At 44.9% G+C, this 24,781-nt stretch carries 23 protein-coding genes; 7 read left to right on the top strand and 16 right to left on the bottom strand.

Annotated features, from left to right (window positions below):
• A partial coding sequence (locus ACWJAO_RS08430; RefSeq protein WP_449139929.1) for a hypothetical protein occupies positions 1-525 on the top strand: 525 nt, incomplete at its 5' end.
• 359 nt (positions 526-884) lie between these two features.
• On the opposite strand, the gene ACWJAO_RS08435 is transcribed toward ACWJAO_RS08430, so the two are convergent.
• The 4 genes from ACWJAO_RS08435 to ACWJAO_RS08450 all read right to left on the bottom strand — a co-directional run bounded on the left by ACWJAO_RS08435 (position 885) and on the right by ACWJAO_RS08450 (position 3,368).
• Positions 885-1,778 carry a hypothetical protein gene (locus tag ACWJAO_RS08435; protein ID WP_287863258.1) on the bottom strand — a complete coding sequence of 298 codons (894 nt, stop codon included), beginning with the start codon at positions 1,776-1,778 and terminating at the stop codon, positions 885-887.
• A gap of 63 nt (positions 1,779-1,841) precedes the next feature.
• Entirely contained in the window at positions 1,842-2,288 is a 447-nt protein-coding gene (locus tag ACWJAO_RS08440; protein WP_449139930.1) for a DUF6108 family protein, read from the bottom strand.
• 64 nt (positions 2,289-2,352) lie between these two features.
• On the bottom strand, positions 2,353-2,856 hold the full coding sequence (locus ACWJAO_RS08445; protein WP_449139931.1) for a hypothetical protein: 504 nt from the start codon (positions 2,854-2,856) through the stop codon (positions 2,353-2,355).
• Positions 2,853-3,368 (bottom strand): RNA polymerase sigma factor, encoded by a 516-nt coding sequence (locus tag ACWJAO_RS08450; RefSeq protein WP_449139932.1) that lies wholly within the window; start codon positions 3,366-3,368, stop codon positions 2,853-2,855. The genes ACWJAO_RS08445 and ACWJAO_RS08450 overlap by 4 nt, the downstream gene beginning before the upstream one ends.
• Positions 3,369-3,524: 156 nt before the next feature.
• On the opposite strand from ACWJAO_RS08450, the gene ACWJAO_RS08455 reads away from it, so the two are divergent.
• Complete coding sequence (locus ACWJAO_RS08455; protein WP_449139933.1) at positions 3,525-5,105, top strand: L-lactate permease; 1,581 nt, start codon at positions 3,525-3,527, stop codon at positions 5,103-5,105.
• Between the two features lie 85 nt (positions 5,106-5,190).
• Here the strand turns inward: ACWJAO_RS08455 and ACWJAO_RS08460 are convergent, their stop codons facing one another.
• Positions 5,191-6,135 (bottom strand): DMT family transporter, encoded by a 945-nt coding sequence (locus ACWJAO_RS08460; protein WP_449139934.1) that lies wholly within the window; start codon positions 6,133-6,135, stop codon positions 5,191-5,193.
• A 184-nt stretch (positions 6,136-6,319) separates the two neighbouring features.
• Here ACWJAO_RS08460 and ACWJAO_RS08465 point away from each other — a divergent pair, with 184 nt between their 5' ends.
• Both ACWJAO_RS08465 and ACWJAO_RS08470 read left to right on the top strand, forming a co-directional pair.
• Positions 6,320-7,138 carry an AAA family ATPase gene (locus tag ACWJAO_RS08465; RefSeq protein WP_449139935.1) on the top strand — a complete coding sequence of 273 codons (819 nt, stop codon included), beginning with the start codon at positions 6,320-6,322 and terminating at the stop codon, positions 7,136-7,138.
• Between the two features lie 39 nt (positions 7,139-7,177).
• Entirely contained in the window at positions 7,178-8,176 is a 999-nt protein-coding gene (locus tag ACWJAO_RS08470; protein WP_449139936.1) for a DUF4435 domain-containing protein, read from the top strand.
• A 115-nt stretch (positions 8,177-8,291) separates the two neighbouring features.
• Here ACWJAO_RS08470 and ACWJAO_RS08475 read toward each other — a convergent pair whose 3' ends face one another.
• The 11 genes from ACWJAO_RS08475 to dxs all read right to left on the bottom strand — a co-directional run bounded on the left by ACWJAO_RS08475 (position 8,292) and on the right by dxs (position 21,486).
• Complete coding sequence (locus tag ACWJAO_RS08475; protein WP_449139937.1) at positions 8,292-9,281, bottom strand: type II toxin-antitoxin system antitoxin SocA domain-containing protein; 990 nt, start codon at positions 9,279-9,281, stop codon at positions 8,292-8,294.
• Between the two features lie 8 nt (positions 9,282-9,289).
• Positions 9,290-9,637, bottom strand: coding sequence for a toxin (locus tag ACWJAO_RS08480; protein ID WP_449139938.1), 348 nt, complete (start codon positions 9,635-9,637; stop codon positions 9,290-9,292).
• Positions 9,638-9,848: 211 nt separating this feature from the next.
• Positions 9,849-10,352: a hypothetical protein gene (locus tag ACWJAO_RS08485; RefSeq protein WP_449139939.1), complete on the bottom strand. Its 504-nt coding sequence runs from the start codon at positions 10,350-10,352 to the stop codon at positions 9,849-9,851.
• An 88-nt stretch (positions 10,353-10,440) separates the two neighbouring features.
• Positions 10,441-11,337, bottom strand: coding sequence for a DUF4249 domain-containing protein (locus tag ACWJAO_RS08490; RefSeq protein ID WP_449139940.1), 897 nt, complete (start codon positions 11,335-11,337; stop codon positions 10,441-10,443).
• Between the two features lie 20 nt (positions 11,338-11,357).
• Positions 11,358-13,931 carry a TonB-dependent receptor gene (locus ACWJAO_RS08495; protein ID WP_287802126.1) on the bottom strand — a complete coding sequence of 858 codons (2,574 nt, stop codon included), beginning with the start codon at positions 13,929-13,931 and terminating at the stop codon, positions 11,358-11,360.
• Positions 13,932-13,956: 25 nt separating this feature from the next.
• A complete protein-coding gene (locus ACWJAO_RS08500) occupies positions 13,957-14,784 on the bottom strand; it encodes a FecR family protein (protein WP_449139941.1) in 828 nt (275 codons plus the stop codon).
• Positions 14,785-14,844: 60 nt separating this feature from the next.
• Positions 14,845-15,387, bottom strand: coding sequence for an RNA polymerase sigma-70 factor (locus tag ACWJAO_RS08505; protein ID WP_449139942.1), 543 nt, complete (start codon positions 15,385-15,387; stop codon positions 14,845-14,847).
• Positions 15,388-15,615: 228 nt separating this feature from the next.
• On the bottom strand, positions 15,616-16,578 hold the full coding sequence (locus ACWJAO_RS08510) for a type I phosphomannose isomerase catalytic subunit (RefSeq protein WP_449139943.1): 963 nt from the start codon (positions 16,576-16,578) through the stop codon (positions 15,616-15,618).
• A gap of 187 nt (positions 16,579-16,765) precedes the next feature.
• Complete coding sequence (locus tag ACWJAO_RS08515) at positions 16,766-18,223, bottom strand: TrkH family potassium uptake protein (RefSeq protein WP_449139944.1); 1,458 nt, start codon at positions 18,221-18,223, stop codon at positions 16,766-16,768.
• Between the two features lie 30 nt (positions 18,224-18,253).
• Complete coding sequence (gene trkA, locus ACWJAO_RS08520; protein WP_449139945.1) at positions 18,254-19,597, bottom strand: Trk system potassium transporter TrkA; 1,344 nt, start codon at positions 19,595-19,597, stop codon at positions 18,254-18,256.
• On the bottom strand, positions 19,594-21,486 hold the full coding sequence (gene dxs, locus ACWJAO_RS08525) for a 1-deoxy-D-xylulose-5-phosphate synthase (protein WP_449139946.1): 1,893 nt from the start codon (positions 21,484-21,486) through the stop codon (positions 19,594-19,596). The genes trkA and dxs overlap by 4 nt, the downstream gene beginning before the upstream one ends.
• A gap of 178 nt (positions 21,487-21,664) precedes the next feature.
• Here dxs and ACWJAO_RS08530 point away from each other — a divergent pair, with 178 nt between their 5' ends.
• The 3 genes from ACWJAO_RS08530 to ACWJAO_RS08540 all read left to right on the top strand — a co-directional run bounded on the left by ACWJAO_RS08530 (position 21,665) and on the right by ACWJAO_RS08540 (position 24,704).
• Positions 21,665-23,071, top strand: a complete 1,407-nt coding sequence (locus ACWJAO_RS08530) for an aminopeptidase C (RefSeq protein WP_449139947.1) — start codon at positions 21,665-21,667, stop codon at positions 23,069-23,071.
• An 89-nt stretch (positions 23,072-23,160) separates the two neighbouring features.
• The gene (locus tag ACWJAO_RS08535) at positions 23,161-23,655 is read left to right on the top strand and encodes an RNA polymerase sigma-70 factor (RefSeq protein WP_449139948.1); all 495 of its coding nucleotides are present in this window, start codon (positions 23,161-23,163) and stop codon (positions 23,653-23,655) included.
• An 80-nt stretch (positions 23,656-23,735) separates the two neighbouring features.
• Positions 23,736-24,704: a FecR family protein gene (locus ACWJAO_RS08540; protein ID WP_449139949.1), complete on the top strand. Its 969-nt coding sequence runs from the start codon at positions 23,736-23,738 to the stop codon at positions 24,702-24,704.
• Positions 24,705-24,781: the final 77 nt, after the last annotated feature.

The raw sequence follows: 24,781 nt of genomic DNA on the forward strand, positions 1-24,781 counted from the left end.
ATAGATATAGTTATGGTTAAACAAGTTGTATTTTTAGTTATGGCTGCTATGGCAATGGGAGCTTGTTCTACGGAACAGAATATCATGGAGCAGGTAAGAATGAGTGATGTGGTAAACTCTGGCTGTATTTCTTCCTTCTCAGCAACAGAAAGTCGGCCTGAATATTATAAAGCAGAAAAAGAAAAGTCTGCAAAGATGTCGGTTTCTGTTGATGCAAGAAATGTTGCTCATTTTCAAGTGACTGACCTCCAGGCAAATTGTGCAGTAAATGGATTTAGCCCTCAAGTATGTTCACAAGACGGAGAAATCCGTATTGTGTTGATTCCTTTGGGAGATTCCACGATTGAGGCAGACTGTATGTGCAACTATAATGTAAGTTTCAATCTATCGAACTTAGTTTCCGGCACTTATCATGTGATGGTATATCGTTCTGATTTTTCGGGTAAATATGATTCAGCCAAGCCATGTTATGAAGGAAACATGTCCTTCGGACCAAATAAAAATATGGAGATTGAGCTAAAATAAATAACAAAGTCCTCTCTGTTACTATAGCCTAAATTAAGGCGATAAATAGCAAAAAGTGGCGATAGGTGTGCGTAATCTATGTTTTTTTATGAGATTTCGCACACTTATCGTCACTTTTTTCGATAAATCCTAGGCTTGCGGCTAAATGCTGAAATTGTGGGCTTTTTTCACAAATTCCCGAATTTGGCATTATTTAACTCCCGAATTTGGCCGATTATTTTTCCCGAATTTGGCCGTTTTTAATTCCCGAATTTGGCAGAATAAAAAACTGTCCTCATCTGAATGGGTGTTTCAGATGAGGACAGTTTCAGTTATGTTTTGCTACATTACAGCTATATTCCTGCTACATTGCAGCTATGTTACAGTCTGAATCCTAAGCCGATGGTCATCGGGTAGCACTCGGGAGCCTTGGTCTTGTTGAGCAGTGGGGTTACTCCGGCACGGGCGTAGAGCATCACTCCTGAGTAGCCGGCACGGGCCTCGAGGTTCAAGCCGATAGGGTTGAGGTTGATATCGCCCGTTTCGGTATGCTTGTGCTTTCCGATGAAGTAGCGGGAATGCTCGTGCCAGCGGTATTCTACGGATGGACCTAACGCCAGGAATGCATCATGGCATCCTATGCGCTTCTGCCACTCCAGCATGATAGGCAGGCGGAGCACATTATAGCTGATATAGCTTTTCTTTAGCATCTCGCCTTCTATCGGAGTCATTGAAGATACCCCGTTTTGGGTGCTTAATACATAATTATCCTTGAAATGGTGGTGCACCTGTCCGATGGAGAGAGAGGAGGTGAGCGCCATTTCGTTGGAAAGGCGGAAGCAGAGACTGGTAAGGGTGATGCCCCATTCCCACGACTTGGAGTCGCGACTGTGCATCTCGTTGTTGCCTCCCATGCTTCCCCTGCTGCCTGGCAACTGGCTGCAGCCGAAGAAGAAGGTTGGATAATGACTCTCCAGACTGCGCTTGCGCTTTCTCAAAGTCTGAGGGATGAAAGGCGAGGTGACAAATACCTTTTCTACTTCCTGACCATCTACGAATTGGGTTTCGGAAATCTTGGTCATCTCGTTGCCGTTCATCTTATATATCTTCACAGAAGTCTGTTCACCATCCTGCTTGATGACGATGTTCTGGTCGTTCACTCTGATTGTGGTGTCGTTAGCCTCTACAGAGACAGGTGCACTGTTGCTGTTGGTTTCAGCAAGGGCGAAGGCTGGCATCATGGCAGCCATCATCATTACGTTTTTGATATTCATAATACTTTATTTTATGTTGTTTCTTATTCTAATTGAGAAGATTCCAAAAGGAAAATGTTGTTTCTATCTTCTGGAATAGCAGAGTTGCATGATATCTTCGGGCGACAGGTCGCCTTCGATATAAATCACGGTTCCCTTGCTTTCACTCGGATTGCTGAAGAGGATAAAGCGGTTGTTGCCATTGCTCAAGGGTGCCATCATGTAATAGCCGCTCACCATCTTGCCATTCTCCACCACCTCTCTGATCTTTTTCGCAGCCTTGCGGTCGGACTTCAGATAGTGGGCTATTTCCGTGGCATGGTTCTTATATACCAGGCTCTTGTATATCTTGAGCCTGTAACCTTTGAGTTGCGTATTCTGCATCGTAACCATCTTGCATCCCTTGGCGTGTCCGAAGCGTTGGAATATACTTTTTACGTATAGTCCCTCCTGGGCATAAGCCGAAATCGAGGCTACCACGATAAGAAGCAGTCCGATGAAGAAGCGTTTTATCAAGTTGCATCGTTTCATATTCTATACCTTATTATATATATTATACTTTATAGTTTGATTGATTGTTTCATCTAAGATGAATTTATTGTTTCATCATATCCAGGGCACTGAATGGATCTTCGGAATCTGCCGAAACATCTTCCAGGGCATCCAGGGCTTCGTTATGAACGAACTCCTGGTCAGTATAAACCTTTCCATCGATAACTGCATAACATTCAGGCTGAGGCTGGGCTATCTTCTGGATGCCCACAATCAGGAATGCGATGATAGCGGCTGCTGCCACAGAAGTGCCGAAATATTTGAGCCATCTGCTGCGAGAAGCTTCCTTCTTTGGGATTTCTTCCTTCTCGATATCTTTTTTTTCGAAATCCTCCTCCTTCTCTTCTTCTCCTTTTAGAATTTGAGAAAGATTCATCTGTTCGAATCCGATATAGCTGAAGAGGGCGCGACAGGATTCCCATTCTTCCGGAATATCATTGCCATGCTCTTCGAAATACTTTCTGAGCGTTGCCTCCTCCTCATTGGATGTGGCACCATCCATATACTTGTCGAGCAAGTTCTGTATTCTTTTTATTTCATCATTCATAACTTTTCCTCCTTCTTTATTTTGTTCGGTTTCACGATGTTCATATAAGTCTCTCTGATTTTGAGTCGGGCTCTGGAGAGATTCTTTCGGAGATTATCGGCAGTGCATCCCGTTATCTGCATGATTTCATCGGCAGTATAGCCTTCTATCTCCTTCATGCGGAATATCTGCTGCTGCAAGGGCGGGAGCTGTGCCACTATCTGCTTGATGAGGTTTACCTCGTCCCGTTGCTCTGCCCGCCGGTCTTCTATGGGTACTTCCATTACCTTGTCGGTGGTGAAGTTCCGCTCCTCATGTCGGCACTGGTCATAAAACTTGTTGCGCATGATGGTGATGGCGAGCGCCTTGAGGTTATCTTCTGCCTTGATATTCTGGCGCATGTCCCACAGCCTGAGCATGACTTCCTGCACGAGGTCTTCGGCATTGTCGTCACTCTCAGTCAACCTTAGCGCATACGCTTTCAAGTTGCTGCGCATCGGTAGGATGATATGGTTGAATTCATCTGTTCTCATAACCTTTACATTCTATAGACGTATGAAATTGAAAAATCGGACATCTAAGAAGAGATTTTTTTCAAAAAATGCTTTCTTTTTTCAAAGAAAAATGTTATTTTTGCAGTCATAAACATAAAATTTAGCAATCGAAAACATTAAAAAACTGAATGGCTTATGGCATCTGTAGTTTCTATTATTCCCATCGTGTTGCTGTTCATCCTGATGCTCGGCTTCAAGATGGCAGGTCATAAAAGCGCCTTGCTGACGCTCGTAATTACCGTGTTGCTCGCTCTCTTCGCTGCTTCGCCGCTAGGCATGATTGCCCCGGAACATGCGGAGGACAGCGTGATCGCCCTGACGGGATGGGCGGTGGTGGAAGGCATCCTGAAGGCGGTATTCCCGATTCTCATCATCATCCTGATGGCTATCTACAGCTATAATATCCTCGTGGAAAGCAAGCAGATAGAGGTGATCAAGAGGCAGTTTACATCGATTACCGATGATCAGGGACTGCTCGTGCTGCTCCTCGTATGGGGATTCGGCGGACTGCTCGAAGGTATGGCGGGCTTCGGAACGGCGGTGGCGATACCTGCCGCCATCCTCATCGGACTCGGCTTCAAACCGATGTTCTCGGCTCTGGTTTCCTTGATTGGTAATACCGTGGCTACGGGATTTGGTGCCGTGGGTGTACCGGTTACTACGCTCTGTAACGAGGTGGCGGAAAGCGGATCGGCTTCGGCGGCACAGATTTGCGAGACTTCGGCATTCGCCATTATCCAACTGGCACCTCTCTTTATCATCCTGCCTTTCATCATCCTAACGCTTACCGATAAGCACAATCTTATCAAGAATCTCATCATCGCCCTCTGGGTGGGAGTGATTTCCGTGGTAGTGCAGTTTGTCTGCGGCTATTATCTCGGTTCGGAGACTCCAGCCATCATCGGTTCGCTGGCAGCCATTATCGCCATCATTGCATACGCCAAGGTATTTGCCAGAAAGAGCAAGGTGCAGGATAAGGAAACCTTTACACTTGCCGAAAGCCTGAAGGCATGGAGCGTTTACCTCTTTATATTGATATTCATCCTGGTTTCCGGCGCCCTCTGTCCTCCGGTCAATGCTTTCCTCAAGAGTCATTTGGTGAGTGCGGTTCATCTGCCTGTGCTCGACAGCACCTTTAAGTTTGGCTGGATATCCAATGCGGGCCTGATGCTCTTTCTGGGTGCTACGATTGGTGGACTGATACAGGGATTAAGCCTCAAGCGATTGATGGTGATTCTTGCCCGTACCACAGTGAATCTGCGCAAGACAGTGGTGACTATCTGTTCGCTGATAGCCCTGGCAAGTGTGATGAACTATTCGGGAATGATTACTTCCATTGCTTCCGGACTGGTGGCTGTGACGGGTGATTTCTATCCTTTGGTAGCTCCTATGATTGGTGCCATCGGAACCTTCGTAACGGGTTCAGATACCTCTTCTAATATCCTTTTTGCCAAGCTTCAGGCTCATGTTGCCAATCAGTTGGGTATGACGGGACAGAGTACTTTCTTTGGTATGGAGGGCGGTCAGGAGAACTGGCTGGTAGCTGCCAATACCACGGGAGCCACGGGTGGAAAGATGATTAGTCCGCAGAGCATCGCCATCGCGACTGCTGCCTGTGATATGGAGGGAAAGGATGGGGAGATTCTCCGTTCGGCAATCCCATACGCCCTATTGTATATCGTTTTGGGCGGACTGATGGTTTACTTCGGTTGCTGATCTTCGTTTTGTATATAAAAAACTGTCCTCATCTGTTATTTCAGATGGGGACAGTTTCAGTTTTATAAATCGATATTAAAGCAATCTACGCATGTCTTTTCTCGAAAGCCAGGCTGTGGTCATGCTTGTCGATATCATGCTTTGACTTGCTCTTGACCACGAGCCATACACCGGAGAATACGAGGATGGCGGCAATCGCCTGCATGCCCTTGAACACGGCGAGCCCCACGATGACACTCACGGTAACTGATACCAGCGGCTGCACATAATTATATACACTTACCACGGTAGGGCGCAGGGTCTTCTGACCAATCATCATGCAGATGTAACCCAGGAAAGTGCCGAAGAAGATGACGTAGCCCGTTTCCCACCAGGTGCTCATCGGAACCTGGGCGAAAGGAATGTCCGATACATGTCCTATCGTGAAAGGCCAGATGAAGAGGGTTGCCCAGGTAAACATCCACTTGTTAACCGTGAAGAGCGAATACTTCTGAACCAGCGGCTTGAAGAGCGCCAGATAGAGAGCGAACGAAAGCTGTGCCGAGATGCAGAGCAGGTCGCCCCAGATATTTCCCACCTTGGCATTGCCTGCCGTAGCACTTGTCAGGATGATGATGCAGGCTCCGCTGCATCCCATCAGCACACCGATAGCCTTCTTCCAGGTGATAGGTTCCTTCAGAATCAGGAACGAGAGAATCATCGCAAAGATAGGCATCGAGGTAGTCATGATGCTGGAGTTGCTTGGCGAGGTGAGACTCAGACCGATGGTATAGCAGCACTGGTTGCATACCAGTCCGAAGATGCCGGCACCTGCCATCTTGATGATGTCCTTGGTAGGGATATGTTCTCTTTTGGTGAAGAATGATGCAATCCAGAAGAGGATGGCGCCACCCAATACACGGAAGCTCACCAGGTCGATGCCGTCGATGCCGTTTTGCATCGCTGCCTTGCCTACGGGAGCCATCAGTCCCCAGAATGCGCCGGAACAGAAGAGGCACAGGTGGGCGATAAGAGGTCGTTTGTTATCCATTTTTTCCTTATTTCTATTTAAATCTTCCTATTTTTGAATAAAATCGAGTGCAAAGGTACAAAAATTCGAGGAATTTTGCTATATTTGCGGTATATTTTTTAGAAGTTAAAGGAGTTAAGAAGTTAAAGAAGTTAAGACAATAGTCTTTTTCCGTTCTTGACTATTAAAGATAGGAGAATATCTTATGCAGAAATATGCTGATTATATCAAACAGATAGAGATTGAATCTCTCTGGAGCGGTACCAAACATATTCTTTGGAACCTAGACCGCCGTGTCAATATCCTGAGTGGTGTAAACGGCGTGGGCAAGAGTACTATATTAAATAAGGTGATAAAGGGTCTGGCGGCAGGTGGCGAATTTCCTAGTCACATGATCAAGGGCGTGCATCTGAAGGTGGAGCCGGAGGAGGCAAAGTGGATTCGCTACGACGTAATCCGCTCGGTAGACAGACCATTGATGAATGCTGAGATGATCAATAAGATAGACCTCACTCTGGTTACCGAACTCGACTGGCAGCTCTTCCAGCTGCAGCGCAAGTATCTGGATTATCAGGTGAACATCGGCAACCGCATCATCGCCGTTCTGCAGAGTGGTGAACCGGATGCAGCCTTCAAGGCTCAGAAACTGAGCGAACCGAAGAAGATGTTCCAGGATATGGTTGATGCTCTTTTCAAGGATACCGGCAAGACCATCATCCGTACAGCCAACGAAATCCGCTTCAATCAGATAGGCGAGCAGCTCTCGCCTTATCAGCTTTCGGCTGGTGAGAAGCAGATTCTCGCCATCCTCCTCACCGTGCTGGTGGAGGACAATCAACCGTATATCCTCTTTATGGATGAGCCTGAAATCAGCCTTCATTTTGAATGGCAGAAGCAGCTCATCGGTCTGGTGCTGAAACTCAATCCGAATATCCAGATCATCATGACCACCCACAGTCCTGCTGTGGTTATGGACGGATGGACCGACCGGGTGACGGATGTGAGCGATATCACGATAAAGTAATGTTGAATGTTAAGTGTTGAATGTTGAATTTTTCTGCTTATGGCTAAACGTTTAACCGATAATATCAATTCCCTCTACTTCGAGGCCGCCAACAAGATGACCTCGAAGAAGGCTCGGCGCAAGATTGTGGCTTACGTCGAGAGTTACGATGATGTCTTCTTCTGGCGTTCTGTACTGGGAAAGTTTGAGGATGAGACGCGGTATTTTGAAATCCTACTTCCTACCCGCAACAACCATCTCGACCGTGGCAAGAAGGCAGCTATCAGTAATATGCTCAAGGGAGTGGGCAAGGATATGATAGCCTGTGTGGATGCCGACTACGATTTTCTGCGGCAGGGTACTACCGAGGCTTCTCAGCTGATGCTGGAGAATCCTTATATCTTCCATACCTACGCTTATGCCATCGAGAATTTCCAGTGTTACTCCAAGGGGTTGCACGAAACCTGCGTGATGGTGACGCTGAACGATACCCATCTCTTCGATTTCGAGAGATTTCTGGAGGCTTATTCCCGTACGATATGGCCGCTTTTCGTGTGGCATCTTCTCTTCTATATCCGTCATCGCAAGATGTCTATGCATTTTGACATGGCTGAATTCGACAAGGTCATCGTATTGCCATCGGTAAGAATACAGGACCCTCAGCAAGCTATCAATTATCTCGCCAAGAAGGTAAGGGCAAAGCTGTTCCAGCTGGAGCGCCGGTTCAAGAAGTTCAAGGATGAGTTGCCGGATATGATTCAGTACCTGAATAATCTGGGGGTAAACGAGCATAACACCTATTTATATATACAGGGTCATCATCTTTTCGACCTGGTGGTTTGTCCTTTGGTGCAGAGCGTCTGCGATGCCCTGCGCAATGTCAGGGAGAATGAAATCCGGGATAGGGCTGTCCATTCCGAGCAGGCACGCACAGAGATGGCTTGCTATGAGAACAGTCTTGGAAAAGTGAAAATGATGATGAAGAAGAACACCTTCTACCAATTCTCTCCCGAATTCCAAAAGATTCAGGCGGACGTAGAAAGATACTTGGAGAATTGATATAAGGAAGATTGCTAATATCGGTAGATGTTATTTATAATTTGTGTTTGGGTTAAATGTGAGTCACTCGAAAACCGGTTCTAACTCAATGAAACCGGCTTTCGAGTTCTCGTTTTTACAGTGCCTTCAGCGAGAAGGCATAGTCGTAGTCTATTCGTCCATGACTACCTATGTTGTCGAGCCATGCAGCTTCTTGATGGCTGATTTCCGAGATTGTGCTTGGCGTTTCATTCTTGAATGTTTCATAGACCTTAGCGAGACAACTTAGTTCTTCTTCACTGAGACTTGCTTCGTCAAATTCCAATGCTGACACAAGTTTTGTTCCACTGTTTCCATTCTTGTTTTCAATAGGCATTTGCTCTATATCATCCACGAGACTATACACTCGGTCCCATCGTTCTGGGACTGGTCCGTAAGGTACTGCCTTAAATACTAAGCCTGTCAATCCTAATCCTCTGCTCCTGTAGGCAAGAAAGTCGGCATAGAAGAGAAGTTTGTTCATTTGTGTAACGAAGACTCCGTTAAATTTCTCTATGAAGTACAGCATCGTGTTTTTTAATTTGCTCATTGAAGGCAGGGCATAGCCATTCCATTGATTTCTCCCATCGGTAGTAAAAATCAATTGTTTGATAAGTTTCGAGGTGTTTGATTCATTTTCTAATTCCTCGATACACAACATAATCTTGTCGTATTCCTCTGTATTCAGTAAGTTTTTGGCAGCTTCAACAAATGTAGCAAACACTGCAGGTACTTGTATGGTCTTCAGTATCCTTCCGTTTGTAAGACTTGGCATATCACCATTCTCGTACAGTCGATATTGGTTTTCACCGAACCCCAATATCACTGACATCTTGGTGGCCGACAGACCATATTTTCTGCGTATATTGCGTATCTCGTCAGGGAATGGAATTCCATACTTAGTACGATATTGATTATATATCTGCATTGTATTGGCGGTATCCAATTCTGTTGTTGTAAACAGTTCGCGTGTATCTACACACTGATAGCTAAGAAAAGTGTATTCGAACTTCTCTTTTCTGAAAACTGCTGTTCGTTTCTCCGAATGCAGTACTACATTTCCTCCTGTAAATGGACTTTTCATCATTTCTTCTTTTATTTGAATTGATAAACCAGTTTATACTCTGCGATATGGAAAGAAATGCACACGGCACTATTGTTAGCGATGCCCATCGAAATTTTGATATAGACATCCTGCGATTTTACTTTCTTTCCAAACACCCATAAATCTGCCACTTTGTTAAGCGTATCTTCTAAGGGACCTTCTACGAAATCATTAACTTCTAGGTTCATGATGATTTCGAGACGTTTGGGGGCTGTAATTTCCAAGTCCAATAGGGCATGAGTATTTTTTCCTCTATCGTCACGGAAGACTATGCCAAATATTTTAGCTTTGTCCTTGAAACGCTTTAGAAATAGCGAGACTTCATCTTCTTTATTCATTGTTTGATATTTATTTTGTGCTGCAAAGATACATTAATTAGTTGAAAAATACAAATTATTTTTCGCTATTTTCAACTTTTTAGTTGAGATTGTTTGTTTTTTGGGATGAATGGAAAAGGTAAAAAAGTAAAAAGGTAAAAAGAAAGCAGGCAGATGACATCCCGCCAGGCTCTTTTTACCTTTTTACCTTTAAAAATCCTTTTCCCCCCATTTAGTAAATATTCACCGTTGTTGGCTGTCCTTTGTCATGATATACAATAAGACTTACGTAAATATCCTTTCTCTTGTTTTGAGTAGGAGTGATGATATACATCTTTCCTTTTTGAGAGTCAAGTTTTCTCTTGAGTGTACAGAAATTATAGATGTTTATTTCCATTACATCGTTTTTCCCATATTTCACTTCGCCTAATTTGTTTCCTTTATCATCTAGGATTTCAGTCTCATTTTGGTTAGAGAAAGAAATGCCTCCAATACTTTCATGGGTCTCTTTGCTGTAGATTCCAAGCCTCCATAAGTGATAAGGCTGTTCGTATATCTCGAATAAAGAATCAACTTTTTCTGGAGAGTCATACAAATAATAGTTATTGTCTTGATGATTCATTATTGGCATTTTTCCTCCCATGTCATCATCTTTAGTGCAACTTACTGCAAAAGCAAATAATGATATGATAAGAATCCCCAATGCACTAGCCTTACCAATTCTTTTCTTTTTCATGTTGTACATGTCTTTAAAACCTTATTAATTTTGTTTATATTCATAGATAAGACTATGGATTCCACAAATACCCTTACTCTATTCTTCATTATTTTCTTTCGTATATTTTTTCATCGACGGTATATCCTGCCATTACACCACAACCATTTTTGATGTTAGAGTAGGTTGGGTGGATGAATGACAGACCATACTTGCCAAACTCATTGTTGGTTTGGTCATTGATGGTCTTGAAAAATGCATACATCGGCTCGCTGATGTGATAGAGCAGCACCTTATAGTAACCTCTATTCTCCTCTATGTTGAGGTGAAGCGTGTAGGCAGAGTCGTTCAGAATACTGGAGTTTTCGAAGATATAGAATCCATCATAAAAGTTTCTGTCTTCATTGAAGGCAGGAATCCCCATGATGTAATTGTTGAGAAGAGGCTCCGAATAGGTATTGATATCACATAATCCCCAGTTCTTTTTGTCCCAACTTCCATAAACTTTTACTGCATAATAGCTTTTTTCTCTTTTGAAATTCTTCTTGTTTATACAGATTTGTTGGTATTTGTCTCCATCTATTTGGATGTGTCTTGCCGAAATGGAGTCGATGGTGGGAGAGGAAGGAATTGTTGTGGAACAAGATGCAGAGCCAAGGTTTTCGGTTTCCACTACAATTTTGATTTCGTCTCCTTCCTTTGGGATGACGGAAAGACGATAGATGAATTTGTCCCATTCGTCGGAATCGTCGTTCCGGAGGTAGCGGGTTGTTTCTTCCTTGCCGTTTACGTAGCAATGGATGTTGATGCCCTTGGGCATTTCATAGATGTTGGAGAATGGCATAGTGGCGGATACCTGTATGTCGGTGGAGTCGATATCTGATGGAAAGCAATATACGAGCAGTTGCTGCTTGCCTTCCAGTTGGTTGATGTCGAAATGATCTTGGCATGAGCTGAGTGCCCAAGCCAAGATGTAAACAAAAACGATTTGAATGATATTTCTCATTTTCTCTTTGTGTGATGTTGTTAGAATTTCCATGTGTAACTTACCGATGGGATGATTGGAATGTATCCTTTGCAGGAGGCACGGAATTTTCCTTTATTGTCTTGCCTTACATCCACATACATCGTGTTGAGATGGCAATATGCATTGTAGATGCTTACATTCCATATTCTTTCTCTTCCCTTGGCGTTCTTGTGATGGAAGTTTGCCCCCAGGTCTAGCCGATGATATGCTGGCAATGCCGCATTGTTGGGTGATGTGAAGCGATAGGTGGTATCGTACGACGGAGGAGAGCCAGGCATGTTGGGCAAGACGATGGTGCTTGCAGGAAGCGAAATCCTGTTGCCGGAATGGTATAGCCAATTGGCATTTAAGTCTATCTTTTTGTTAATCTTGTAAAAGAAAGATAAGCTTATCTTGTGTCTGTTGTCAAACTTGTCTCTGAACCAGTAGTCGGCTATTCCTTCGAAAAGGCGTTTAGACCACGACAGAGTATAGGCTCCAGCCCATGAAATATTCTTGCTCTTATACTGGGCATCTATTTCTATGCCGTAGGCCTTTCCCTTTCCGCTCAACACATCTTGTTCCCATCGGGTGGCTGGTGGCATTAAGCCCATGTAGCTTTGGTACAGTAAGAGATGACTTGATTTCTTATAAAAGCTCTCTATGCTAACAAGCCATTTAGGGCTAAACTGGGAGTATGCGCCGAATGCAATCTGGGTTGAGTAAGCTGGCAGAATGTGCTTAGTCGTGGGAACCCAGTAATCGGTAGGCATGTCCAGATAGGTGCTAGTGATGCGATGTACATATTGTGACATCTTGGTGTATGACATCTTGAGTGACAGACCGTTGTTCACTTGGTATTTGAAGGCAAGTCTTGGGTCTGCCCGAAGATAGCTCTTTCCATCGACAAAGAAACTCGATATGTTGAGTCCGATGTTGCCATTCCATTTTGGGTTGATGTGCCATTCGTCTTCTGCAAACATCATTACTTCATGAGAGTTTCGAGTACTCTTGCCTCTTACCACCATGGTGTCACCAGTTTCTTCCAGATAGTTTTTGTAGGCTAAGGTTTGGTGTGTCTTGGTCACAAAATTATGGGTGGTATAGTTTCCACCTATATTGAGTTTGTGGCGTGTATTTGGATGATATTCCCAGTCAGCTTTGATACTTAGATCGTATATGCTTGATTGGCTGTTTTGTTTCATCATACTCGTGTATTCTGCCACAGATTTTGAAATTTCGGTTTCTTCTTTGTCTGTATATTCTTGCAGGGTATGATTATGGGTGAATGTGCCTATAAGGTTGAAGTATTGCTTGGGGCTGATTTGCTTGTTCCATCCCAAGGCGATGTTTATGTTGCCCCATTTGAAGTCGTTGTCGGTTTCGGAAAAATCTTCGTCGTATTTCTCCTTGTCGCAAGTGTTGTATTTATCCAGTCCGGAGTATAAACTTATATAGAGTTTGTCGTTATCTGACAGATGGTGGGTAACCTTGGCGTTGAGGTCATAGAACAAGTAGTTCATCGTGAACTTGTTGCGCTTATTGTGGTTGATGATGGCGAAGACAGGACGTGTCGCAAAGTCGAACCAAGACCTACGAATACCAAAGGCAAATGTTGTCTTGTCTTTAACAAGAGGACCTTCGATATTGATTTTTCCATCTAATACTCCTATGGACAGCGAGCCATGTATCTTCTTCGGATTTCCGTCTATGGTTCTTACGTCTGTGATGGAAGATAGGCGGCCATTGAATCTGGCAGGAAATCCACCCTTATAGAAGTCTACGTTTTTTACCACGTCTGTATTGAAGGAAGAAAATAAGCCCATGGAATGATTGATTTGGTATAACGGAGAGTCATCGAGCAAAAACAGATTCTCGTCTCCATTGCCGCCATGAACATATAGACCCGATGCAAGCTCTATGCCTGGGGCTGTGCCCGAAACTTGCTGCAACAGTTTGATGACATCCGGGGAACTCATAAATGAGAACCCCTTGTACAAATCGTCGTGTGTAAAGGTTCTTTTGCCCATTTGGGTATTGAGGAGAGGGGAGTTCAGGTCGGCACAGACTACCACTTCGTCTAGCGTGTTGTCTTCATACATGTGGAATTGAAGCTTTAAATCGCTGATGAGGTTCAAATTCTTGTGTACTTTGCTCAATCCTAGAAAACTCACCTCAATATGGTGCTTTCCTTCTGGCAGGGTAAGCGAAAAGAATCCGTGCTCATTGGTCATTGTCGCCATTTGGGTGTTTTCATCGAAAATGGTGGCATTAATGAGTGGCTCTTCATTTTCATCTTTTACATAACCACTGATGGTGTGCTTGTTTTTTTGCTTTTTCTTTTTGCCAGTTGGTAAGTTTGTCTTTTCCTTTGGCGTATCTTTTTCCTTTGGGATTAGAAAGATGTTGTTGCCCTTCTGCTCCCATTTCACGCTATTGGCAGGAGCTTTTAGATTCAGTTTGCTGTCGAAGACAACATGTAGTTTCTGCGTCTTTTTCAGTTCTTTTATTCTTTGTCCGATAGATGTGTCTTGACTATATACTGGAGCATATACGGTCAAGACGATGGCTAGAAATATGAGTCTTGCAAACATTGTTATTGTTACTTTTATTTTATCATTAATGATTCTTGCTCTCTATATCGATTTGGATGCCGAGAATTCTTTCCACAATGTCCTTTGCATCCTCTGCATTTCGTATCTCAATATCTCCTGAAAGATATTTATCATTGGCTTCTGTAGAGAGAGTCTCATTGCAGTATTCAGACATCTCTTTCAATGCTTCTTTTACGGGAGTATGGTTGAAGTGGAATACTCCGGTAGCCCATGAAGTAGAGTTGGCTGATGCTTCGTAAGCCGATGGCTTTTCGCTATTCTTGGTTAGCTTTCCTCCCTTTCCCTTGGTCAGGATTAGACCGAGGCTAGGCTTGCTGTTGTAAAAGCAAACTTTTCCGTTCTCTACGTAAACTTCTGTTGCTTCTTGCTTGACATCAATTTGGAAAATCGTACCAAGGATTTTTACATTTCCCAGTTGGGTATGGATAATGCAGGGATGGAGCTTGTCATGATGTACTAGGAAATATGCTTTTCCTTGCAAGGTGAGTTGGCGATTTCCTTTTTTTAGCTCATCCTCGTTGTAAATGAGGGTAGAGTGTGGTGCCAGGATGATTTTGCTACCGTCCTTCAGTAGGCATGTCATGGGCAAGTTGGTGGATGCTACAGTCGTTTCTTGGGCTTTGTTGCCTCTTATATATAATAAGGTAAGAGACAGAGCGATGAATATGGCGAGTGTAGCGGCCATAGACATGATGCGCTTGTTGAGGTGCAAACGCTTGACTGGTGCTTGGGTTAAGTGATGAAAATGCTCAATGGCTTGCTTGGTGTCCAACTTGCCTTCTTGATAATATTTCACCACAAAGTCTATATGTTCGTTTTCTATCTGTTTCATATCTTTTCTATTGGAATGTCTATCTCTAAGACTGCATTTTTAAGAATACCCTTATTGCATTTAGAAAAAACTAAGCAGGAAATGATAAAATCTTTGTGCGTATTTTCGCAAGCGTTTGTATGCTTTGGTTATTTGTGCCTCGACAGTCTTAACAGAGAGTTGTAATTCTTCCGCTATTTCAAGGTAAGACATGCCATCTCTCTTGCTCATGAGGAAGATTTCACGGCATTTGGGAGGTAAGGAGTCGAGGGCTGTCCATACTTTTGCTTCAATACAGGCTTGCTCTTCTGCAAGCAATAAATCGTCTGACAGCAGATGCTCTATGGCTTTCGCTTCATTTTCTATAGACACATTTGTATTGTTATTAATTGCCTGGTTGTGGTCGTAGCAAGCATTGCGTACAGCTATATATAAATAACTTTTTGGATTTTTAATTTCCTCTTCTTTCCATTTTGTCCAAAGTTTTAGGTAACAATCCATGACAATGTCTTCTGCACTTGCCACATCATTTATAAGGTGGAGTGCAAAAAGGCATAGCGGACGGTAATGTTGCCTAAATAGGAGTTCAATATCTTTCTTTCTTTCTTTCCATCTTTTTTGCATTATGATACTTAATCTTATCTTCTAAGACTGTGATAGATAGATTTCCCCTTATTTGCTTTAAGTTAAATTTTCTAGAATAGAATGATTTTAACTGTCCAACAGGTGTTGTGCGGCTGAAGAAGGCAATATAGTCAACGACATATGTTAATTCTTCGACCGACTTCTTATACTTGTTTAGAATACTTGATACGTATGCTTTAAAAGCTTGATACGTTTGTGGCAGTATTCTTATACGTATGTCTCCAGGAACTTCAAGGTTCCTTCTATCTTCAATGTCTTGGTGCTGGCAGGAACAACGATGCTTTCGCCGCCCTGCAGAGTAATCTCGTTACCCTCGTTGTCGGTAATCTTAGACTCACCCTTCAAGCCAATCAGAATCACGAAGCTGTCCAATTCTGAATAATCCAGCGTCATTGGCTCATCGAGATCATAAACGGCTGTGGTGAAGTAAGAGCACTGCACCATGCTTACACCCTGATTCTTGGCAGGAGTGTAGTGCTGGCGATAGTCTGGCAATACGGTGTAGTCGATGCACTCAGCAGCCTCCTTGGTGTGGAGCTGACGATAGTTGCCATCCTTGTCCTTGCGTTTGAAGTCGTAGATGCGATAGGTAACATCGCTGGTCTGCTGAATCTCGACAACGAAACAGCCTGTTCCGATGGCGTGAATTCTGCCGGCTGGGATAAAGAAGCAGTCGTCCTCCTTCATGTTATACTGAGCCAGGGCATCGGTGATGGTATCGTTCTCTACCATCTCCTTGTACTGCTCAGGAGTAATCTGCATCTTCAAGCCGTTGTAGAGTTTGGCATCCGGCTCGCATGGCAGCGCATACCACATCTCGGTCTTGCCGCGTTCCTTACCTTGCTTCTTGGCAATTTCATCATTAGGATGCACCTGGATAGAGAGGTCGCGGTTGGCATCGATAAACTTGATGAGCAGTGGAAACTCATTGCCGAAACGCTTGTAGTTCTCTTCTCCGAGGAAGCTTCCCTTCCGTTCTGCAACAACCTCGTTGAGGCTCTTGCCCTGCATCTCGCCATCGGCTACGATGCTTTCATTTCCTGGTACTCCAGAGATTTCCCAGCTTTCTCCCACATTCTCTTGCTTTACGTCGAGATGCTTGAAAGTGATAATCTTACTGCCACCCCAGATGGTGGATTTTAATAGCGGTTGAAATTTTAATGGTTTCATTTTTACCTATATTTAGTTTATAAATGTACTCTTCAGTACGGTTTCTTACTCTCCGGTAAGGCTCTTGCTGAACCTATACCTTATTATATATAACGCTTTTTGTGCGAAATATACTTAGTCTAGTAAGCGTATTTCTTACTTCAAATATCAACTTCTCTTTTATTTTCTAACTCCCCCTCTGGGTATGTTAGTTCTCTCTCCAGAATGCTGGCGTTAAGATAACCAGCACACTGAATATTTCCAGACGGCCGATGAGCATCATCAGCGAGCAGAACCATTTTGCCACATCCGGCAGTTCGCTCCACGACATGGTTGGTCCGATTTCCGTACCCAGCGTAGGTCCCACATTACCCACACAACTCAGGGTGATGGTGATGGCATTGGTATTGTCGATGCCCATGGCTATCATCGTGAACGATATCACCAGACAGATGATGAGATAAGTGGTGAGAAAGGCAAGCAGCGTAACACGCTTCTGCATTGGTACGTTCACACCATCAATCTTCAATGGCAGCACGGCGTTAGGATGCAGAATCTGGCGGAATTCATTCTTCACCATTCTTACCAGCATCACGCCACGGATACATTTCAAACCTCCACTCGTACTGCCCGAGCAGGCTCCGAAGAACATGCAGGCTGCCAATACCACCCAGGTAACATGAGGCCACACAGCAGCATCGTCGTTAAACAGACCGGTGGTGGTGATGAAAGAAACCACCTGGAAGATAGCACTTCTGAAGGCATGCTCCACATCGTAGTTGCGCATCACCATCAGCTCTACCATGATGAAGGCGCTGAATGCAGCAACCATGAATGCATAGAACTTAAACTCTGAGTTCTTGAACAGATCCTTGATTTTAAACTTGATGACGGCTGCATAGAGCAGGGTGAAGTTCACACCCGACAGGAAACAGAAGAACGTACAGATGTATTCCAGCGCTGGTGAATGGAAGAACTCGGTACTGCTGTTGTGGGTAGCGAAACCACCCGTTGCCGTCGTGCTCATCGCATAGTTGAAACTGTCGAAGAGATTCATTCCTGCCACATAGTAGGATGCGATGCAGGCAATGGTGAGCATCAGATAGATACTCCATATCCATTTAGCCGAAGTGGAAAGCCGGGGATGCAATTTCGTTTTGATAGGTCCTGTTGCCTCGGCAGCAAACACCTTGGTCTGTCCTCCTACAAGCGATGGCAGCAGGGCGATGGTGAAGAACACGATTCCCAGACCGCCTATCCATTGGGTGAGCGAACGCCAGAAAAGCAGTCCGTGGGGGAAACATTCTACATCGTCTAATATCGTGGCTCCCGTTGTCGTAAATCCCGACATGGTTTCAAAGTAGGCATCGGTAAAGTTGTTGATGTATCCACTCACCATGAAGGGGAGGGTTCCGAAGAAACTGAATACAATCCATGAGAGCGTTACCACGAGATAGGCATCACGGCGCGACATTGAGTTATCTGCTCCGTGTCCTCGCCATTTCAGCACCAGTCCGCCTCCGATAGTGGTAAGTGTTGCCACAATGAAGGCAAAGATGTCGTCCTGCTGGTAATAGAAAGCTACCAGCAGACTGACGAAGAGCAGGAATGCTTCTATGAAAAGCAGTTGCCCTAAAATCTTATATATTAATTTTCTGTTTATCATATATGAAGTATTTCTCTATCTCCTTCACGCTTAGATGAAGTATTTCTCAATTTTCTTCATGTTGATGTTGTGGCAGAAAACCATCACCGAGTCGCCCGGTTCTATCTGTGTATTACCCGAAACGAGCATTCCTTCTTCACCGCGAACCAGTCCACCGATGGTTACACCGATAGGCATGCCGAGTTCCTTCACCGGTTTTTGGGTTACCTTCGAACCTTCTTTGGCTATAAACTCAGCCACATCGGCGTTAGCGCTCATCAGGAATCTCACGTTCATCACGTCAGCATCAAGCATCATCTGGTAGATGTAGCTGGCGGCAATCATCTTCTTGTTGATGATGGTACCGATATCCAGACTCTCTGCCATGCTCACGTAGTCTACGTTTTCTACGGCAGCCACCGTCTTGCGCACACCCATTCTCTTGGCGGTAAGACAGGCCAGAATATTGGTTTCGGCGTTACCAGTCAGTGCCACGAAGGCCTGGGTACTGCGGATACCTTCTTCTACGAGTAGCGGAATGTCGCGTCCGTCACCATGAATGATGAGCGTCTTGTTCTCATCGAGAATATCGTTGAGATATTCGCAGCGCTCCTCGCTCATCTCGATAATCTTGCATTCCATATATTCCGGCATCTTCTTTACGGCTCTTACGGCTGTGCGTCCGCCACCCATAATCATCACGTTCTTCACATCCACATAGTGCTCCTTGCCTACAATCTTGCGGATATATGGGATATAGTTGCGGGTGGTCATGAAGTAGGCGAGGTCGTAGAGTTTCAGCTCGTCGTTACCGCCAGGGATGATGGTATCACTGCCTCGCTTGATGGCTACCACGTGGTATGGGTCGTTAGGACCGCTGATGTTCTTGAGCGGTTCGTTCAGTATCTCGCATCCTTCGCGCAGTTTGATGCCGAGCATGACGAGTGCGCCGTCGTGCACATCCCAGCGCTGACGTACCCAACTCATTTTCAGTCCGTTATTGATATCTACGGCTGCGAGCATCTCCGGATAAATCAGTTTGCTGATACCTAATTCTTTGAAGAATTCCTGAGCCTGAGGATCCATATACTCCGGGTTATCCACACGGGCCACCGTTCTTTTGGCACCCAGGTTCTTGGCAAGGATGCTAGCTGTGATGTTGGTACTTTCTACCGGAGTAACGGCGATGAAGAGGTCGGCATCTGCAACCCCCGCATCGCGTAAGATGTGAAGACTGGTAGGCTTGCCCGGCATGGTGAGCAGGTCGCAGTCGGAGCCAATGCTTGCCAGGCGCTCTTCGCTTTCATCGATGAGCGTAATCTCTTCATTGCTGCGTGACAGGAGTCTCGCCAGGTGAGTACCTATGGCATATGCGCCAGCTATGATTATTTTCATTTCTTAATTGCTTCTTTGATTGATTCTTTATCGAGATGCACGATTTCCCTGAGCTGTGCCACGGTTCCGTGTTCCACAAACTCATCTGGCAATCCCATTCGGGTCATCTTTGGCTGATAGTCATGGTCGTTCATCCATTCCAGTACGGCTGAGCCCATACCGCCCATACGAACGCCGTCTTCGATGGTGATGATGCGGCTGAACTTTTCGCCCACCTCTTTCAGAATGTCTTCATCGAGTGGTTTGAGGAATCGCATATCGTAGTGGGCGATGCTCATTCCGGTTTCGGCTTCTACCTCAGTGATAGCCTGGGCTGCATCGTTTCCGATAGGACCGATGGTGAGAACGGCTACATCGGTGCCGTCTTTCAGCTTTCTGCCGGTACCGGTCTTGATTTCCTCCATCGGGTTGCGCCAGTCTACGAGCACACCCTTGCCTCTCGGATAACGGATTACATAGCTGCCATGACCTGACAACTGGGCTGAATACATCAGGTTGCGCAACTCATGTTCGTTCATCGGAGATGCGATGGTGAGATGCGGAATCGGACGGAGAGCCGCCATATCGAAGGCACCATGATGGGTAGGTCCGTCTTCACCTACCAGTCCGGCACGGTCAAGACACATGATAACCGGCAGGTTGAGCAGTGCCATGTCGTGGATGATGTTATCGTAGGCACGCTGTGCAAACGAACTGTAGATATTGCAGAAAGGAATCAGTCCGTCTTTCGCCATACCTCCTGAGAAGGTGACGGCATGCCCCTCGGCAATACCTACATCGAAGGTACGGTTTGGCATCGCCTTCATCATGATGTTCATGGAGCATCCTGTAGGCATGGCTGGCGTCACACCTACAATCTTCGTGTTCTTCTGAGCCAGTTCCAACAGCGTCTCACCGAAAACATCCTGATATTTCGGAGGCTGGTTGCTGGTATCGGCAATGATTCTCTCACCTGTTTCCGGATCGAATTTGCCTGGTGCGTGCCAGATGGTAGCACTCTTCTCGGCAGGTTCGTAACCCTTTCCCTTGGTGGTATGCAGGTGCAGCAGCTTAGGACCCTTCATGTTCTTGAGCTGTTTGAGCACTCTCGCCACTTCTTTCACGTCATGACCGTCGAAAGGTCCGAAGTAGCGGATATTCATTCCCTCGAAGATGTTCTGCTGATGACTCAGTGCCGACTTCAGTGCATTGTTCAGGCGCAGGATTCCCTTCTTGCGGTCATCGTTGAGATAGCCTTTGGAGTGCAGCCACTGCGATGCCTTGAAACGGAGGCGGTTGTAGGTCTCGTTGGTATCGAGGTTCAGGAGATATTTCTCCATACCGCCCACAGCCCGGTCGATGCTCATATCGTTGTCGTTCAGGATGATGAGCATGTCGTTAGGTGTACTTGATACGTTGTTCAGTCCCTCGAAAGCCAGTCCGCCGCTCATGGCTCCATCGCCAATGACGGCTACCACATGCCTGTCGGTATCTCCGTTTTCGCGTGCGGCAACGGCCATACCGAGTGCTGCGGAGATGGAATTGCTCGCATGTCCGCAGGCGAAGGTATCATATTCGCTTTCTAAAGGTGTAGGGAATGGACGGATGCCGTGCAACTTGCGGTTGGTGCAGAAGTTGTCGCGGCGTCCTGTTAATATCTTATGTCCGTAGGCCTGGTGTCCCACATCCCATACAATACGGTCGTATGGGGTGTTGTAGATATAATGTAGGGCTACGGTTATTTCAACCACGCCAAGAGAGGAGGCAAAATGACCGGGGTTGACGGCAACCTCGTCGATAATGTCTTCTCTTAACTCTTTGCAGACTTGTGGCAGCTGGTCAATGCTCAGCCGTCTCAAATCTTCCGGGTATTTTATACTATTTAATAGACTAAACTTGTTCTTGTCCATGTTTTCTTCGTGAAAATCTTGTGCAAAGATAATGCTTTTTTCCTATATAAAGCACTTTTGAGGCAATATTTTCGCTTTTTCCGATTATTCTTTGTATTTTTGCAAAGGAAATTTCTGAAAAAGGAATGAAATCCGGAATTAGTTATATAACAATAAGCAAATAAATACCTTTATCGTGATGAGAAAAAATGTATTACTTTTGGGAGCCATGATGATGGCTTCCATGTCTCTGATGGCGCAGACCAAGGGTGGCGGCATCAGTCAGTCTGCTCTCCAGCAGATGGAGAAAAAACAGCAGGCAGGTGTAGCCAACAAGGCACTCTTCAATGCGATTGCCAACAACAGCATTGATGACCTTGTGAAGAATCATGCCAACGAGGCTCCTGTTGATACTCATTTCAGTATCGAGACTCCTTCGCAGAGCATTCACAACCAGAAGAGTTCGGGCCGTTGCTGGATGTTCAGCGGTTTCAATGTGCTCCGTTCCAACTTTGCTATCAACGACAAGCAGGGTAGAGTGGTGGAGTATTCTCAGGATTATCTCTTCTTCTATGACCAGCTGGAGAAGGCTAACCTGATGCTTCAGGGTGTTATCGACCTTGGCAAGAAGAGCATCGAGGATCCTCAGGTGCAGTTCTTCTTCAAGAATCCGCTCAATGATGGCGGTACTTTCTGTGGTGTTGCCGATTTGGCAAGCAAGTATGGTCTTGTACCTATGAGTGCCCAGCCTGAGACTTTCTCAAGCAACAATACTTCCAAGATGAGCCGTCTCGTAAGCAGCAAGCTCCGCGAGTATGGTCTGGAACTCCGCAAGATGGTGGCTCAGGGCAAGAAGTCGGCAGCTATCCAGGCTCGCAAGAACGAAATGCTCGGTCAGGTTTATCACATGCTGAGTCTTACGCTCGGTGAACCGGTAAAGGAATTCACCTATGCTTTCCGCGACAAGGACGGCAAGCAGATTGGCGAGGCAAAGAAGTATACTCCTAAGAGTTTCTATGAGGAAACCGTAGGCAAGGACCTGAACGGTACCTTCCTGATGGTGATGAACGATCCACGCCGCCCTTACCACAAGACCTACGAGGTAGAGTACGACCGCCATACTTACGATGGTCATAACTGGAAGTATCTGAATCTGCCTATGGAGGAGATTGCCCAGCTCGCCATCGCCTCTCTGAAGGATGGTCATAAGATGTATTCAAGCTATGATGTGGGCAAGCAGCTTGATAGAAAGCGCGGCTATCTGGCTCTCGACAACTTCGATTACGCCAGCCTCTTCAATACCTCATTCCCAATGAACAAGGCTGACCGCATCGCTACTTTCGATAGCGGTTCTACTCATGCCATGACGCTGACTGCTGTAGATCTCGATGCCAATGGCAAGCCTGTAAAGTGGAAGGTGGAGAACAGTTGGGGTGCTGACAATGGTTTTGCCGGTTGCTTCATCATGACCAATGATTGGTTCAACGAGTATATGTTCCGCCTGGTAGTAAACAAGAAGTATGCTTCTGAGCAGCTCTTGAAGGAATTCGACCAGAAGCCAACCATGCTGACTCCTGACGATCCTCTGTTCCAGTTGGAAGACTAATTCATCAAGAAATATTCAAAGCCATATATGGTGTGTCGTGCACCATATATGGCGTACATTTTTGGGGTTATCAACATAATAAGGTATAGATGGATAAGCGGGAAGTTTTTGGGCGTTTTTTCAAATCATATTATGCCCGGTTATATTATTATGCGCTGCAACTTCTGAAAGATGAAGAAGCAAGCCGTGATATCGTGAGTGGTGTTTTCGCTCATGTATGGGAGGACTTTGACTCTTATGACATGCAGACTCTGCCAGCCTTCTTGCTTAAAACCATCAGGAATAAGTGTTTAGACTATCTGCGCCATTCAGCAGTTCAAGCGCAATATGCTGATTACTATCTTCATGCAGTAGATCAATGCTATGAAGATAATGATATCCAGAAAGAACGCCAGCGACAAGTGGAAGAAATGTTGGATTTGTTGCCTGAGACAACTCGTCATGTTTTGGAAGAATGTTATCTTAACCATAAGAAATACCGGGAAGTGGCAGAGGAGATGAATATCTGTCAGGAAACGGTCAAGCGTCATGTCATGAAGGCCTTGAAACTGTTAAGAGAACATTATCATCAAATAAAAACTTGAAAATAATCAAAAGAATCTCAATTGGGGTTGTTACCATTTTGGTAGGTAAAACGTATTATTTTTAGTAAAGAAATAGGAAAATGATGAAGGAAACAGATATTTTTAATGATGAGAGCTTACAGGATGACATCCAAGACTTGGTTGCCATCGAACAGGCTATGATACGCCAAAAGTATCCTCTTCCTAACTTGGATGACGAGTTGGAGAAGATTATTGGTAAGGAGAAGGTGGATGCTGAAAAGCCTGTGAAACATCAACATCCAGCGATGAGAACGCTGATGGGTGCTCTGATGGGTGCTGCTGCCATGTTGGCAATAGTCTTAGTATGGCAGTGGGTAAAAACTAAGTATGCTTGTGGGGGAGCTTCGGAGAATCTGATAGCGCAAAATGTATCTTCTGAACAAGGCATGGCAATACTTCAAACTGCTGATGGTGAGATGATAACGCTGACTCTTTCTGATGGTACAGAAGTAAAACTCAACAGTAATAGTAAGATTACTTATCCCCATCAGTTTAAGGGTAAGGAGCGTATGATACATCTTGAGGGAGAGGCTTTCTTCAAGGTAAAACACGAAAGTAAGCGACCTTTTGTGGTGGATGCAGGTGGTATTTTGACAAAAGACTTGGGTACCTCTTTTAATATTAAGGCATATCATGGAAGTGACTGCAAGGTTACTCTGATAGAGGGAAAGGTAGAAGTCGCAGCTAAGAATAGTCACCACAAACCTGTGATATTGAATCCTGGACAGCAATATTCCTTAAGCGCACAGTCAACTGTTCCCGAGCAGATAAAGAATGTGAATACAGAAGAAACTACTGCATGGGCTGATGGGGTTTTGTATTATCACGACCAACCCCTTGAGTATATCTTAGGCAGTCTTGCCGCATATTACCGGAGCAAGGTGGTATTTAAGAATTCTGCAGTAAAAACGAAACATCTCGATTTCTCTGCGGATAAAAATGGTAGCATAGAGGATGCTGTTGAACTCTTGAATAATCTTGGAGTTGCAAAAGTTAGTTTGATAGGGAATACTCTCTATATAGAGTAATATTCTATATAAAATATGGTCCTATATAATAAGGTATTCACAATTACATGTTGATGAATAGTCATATCGGCATTTCC

The sequence above is a fragment of the Segatella sp. genome (assembly GCF_977051555.1).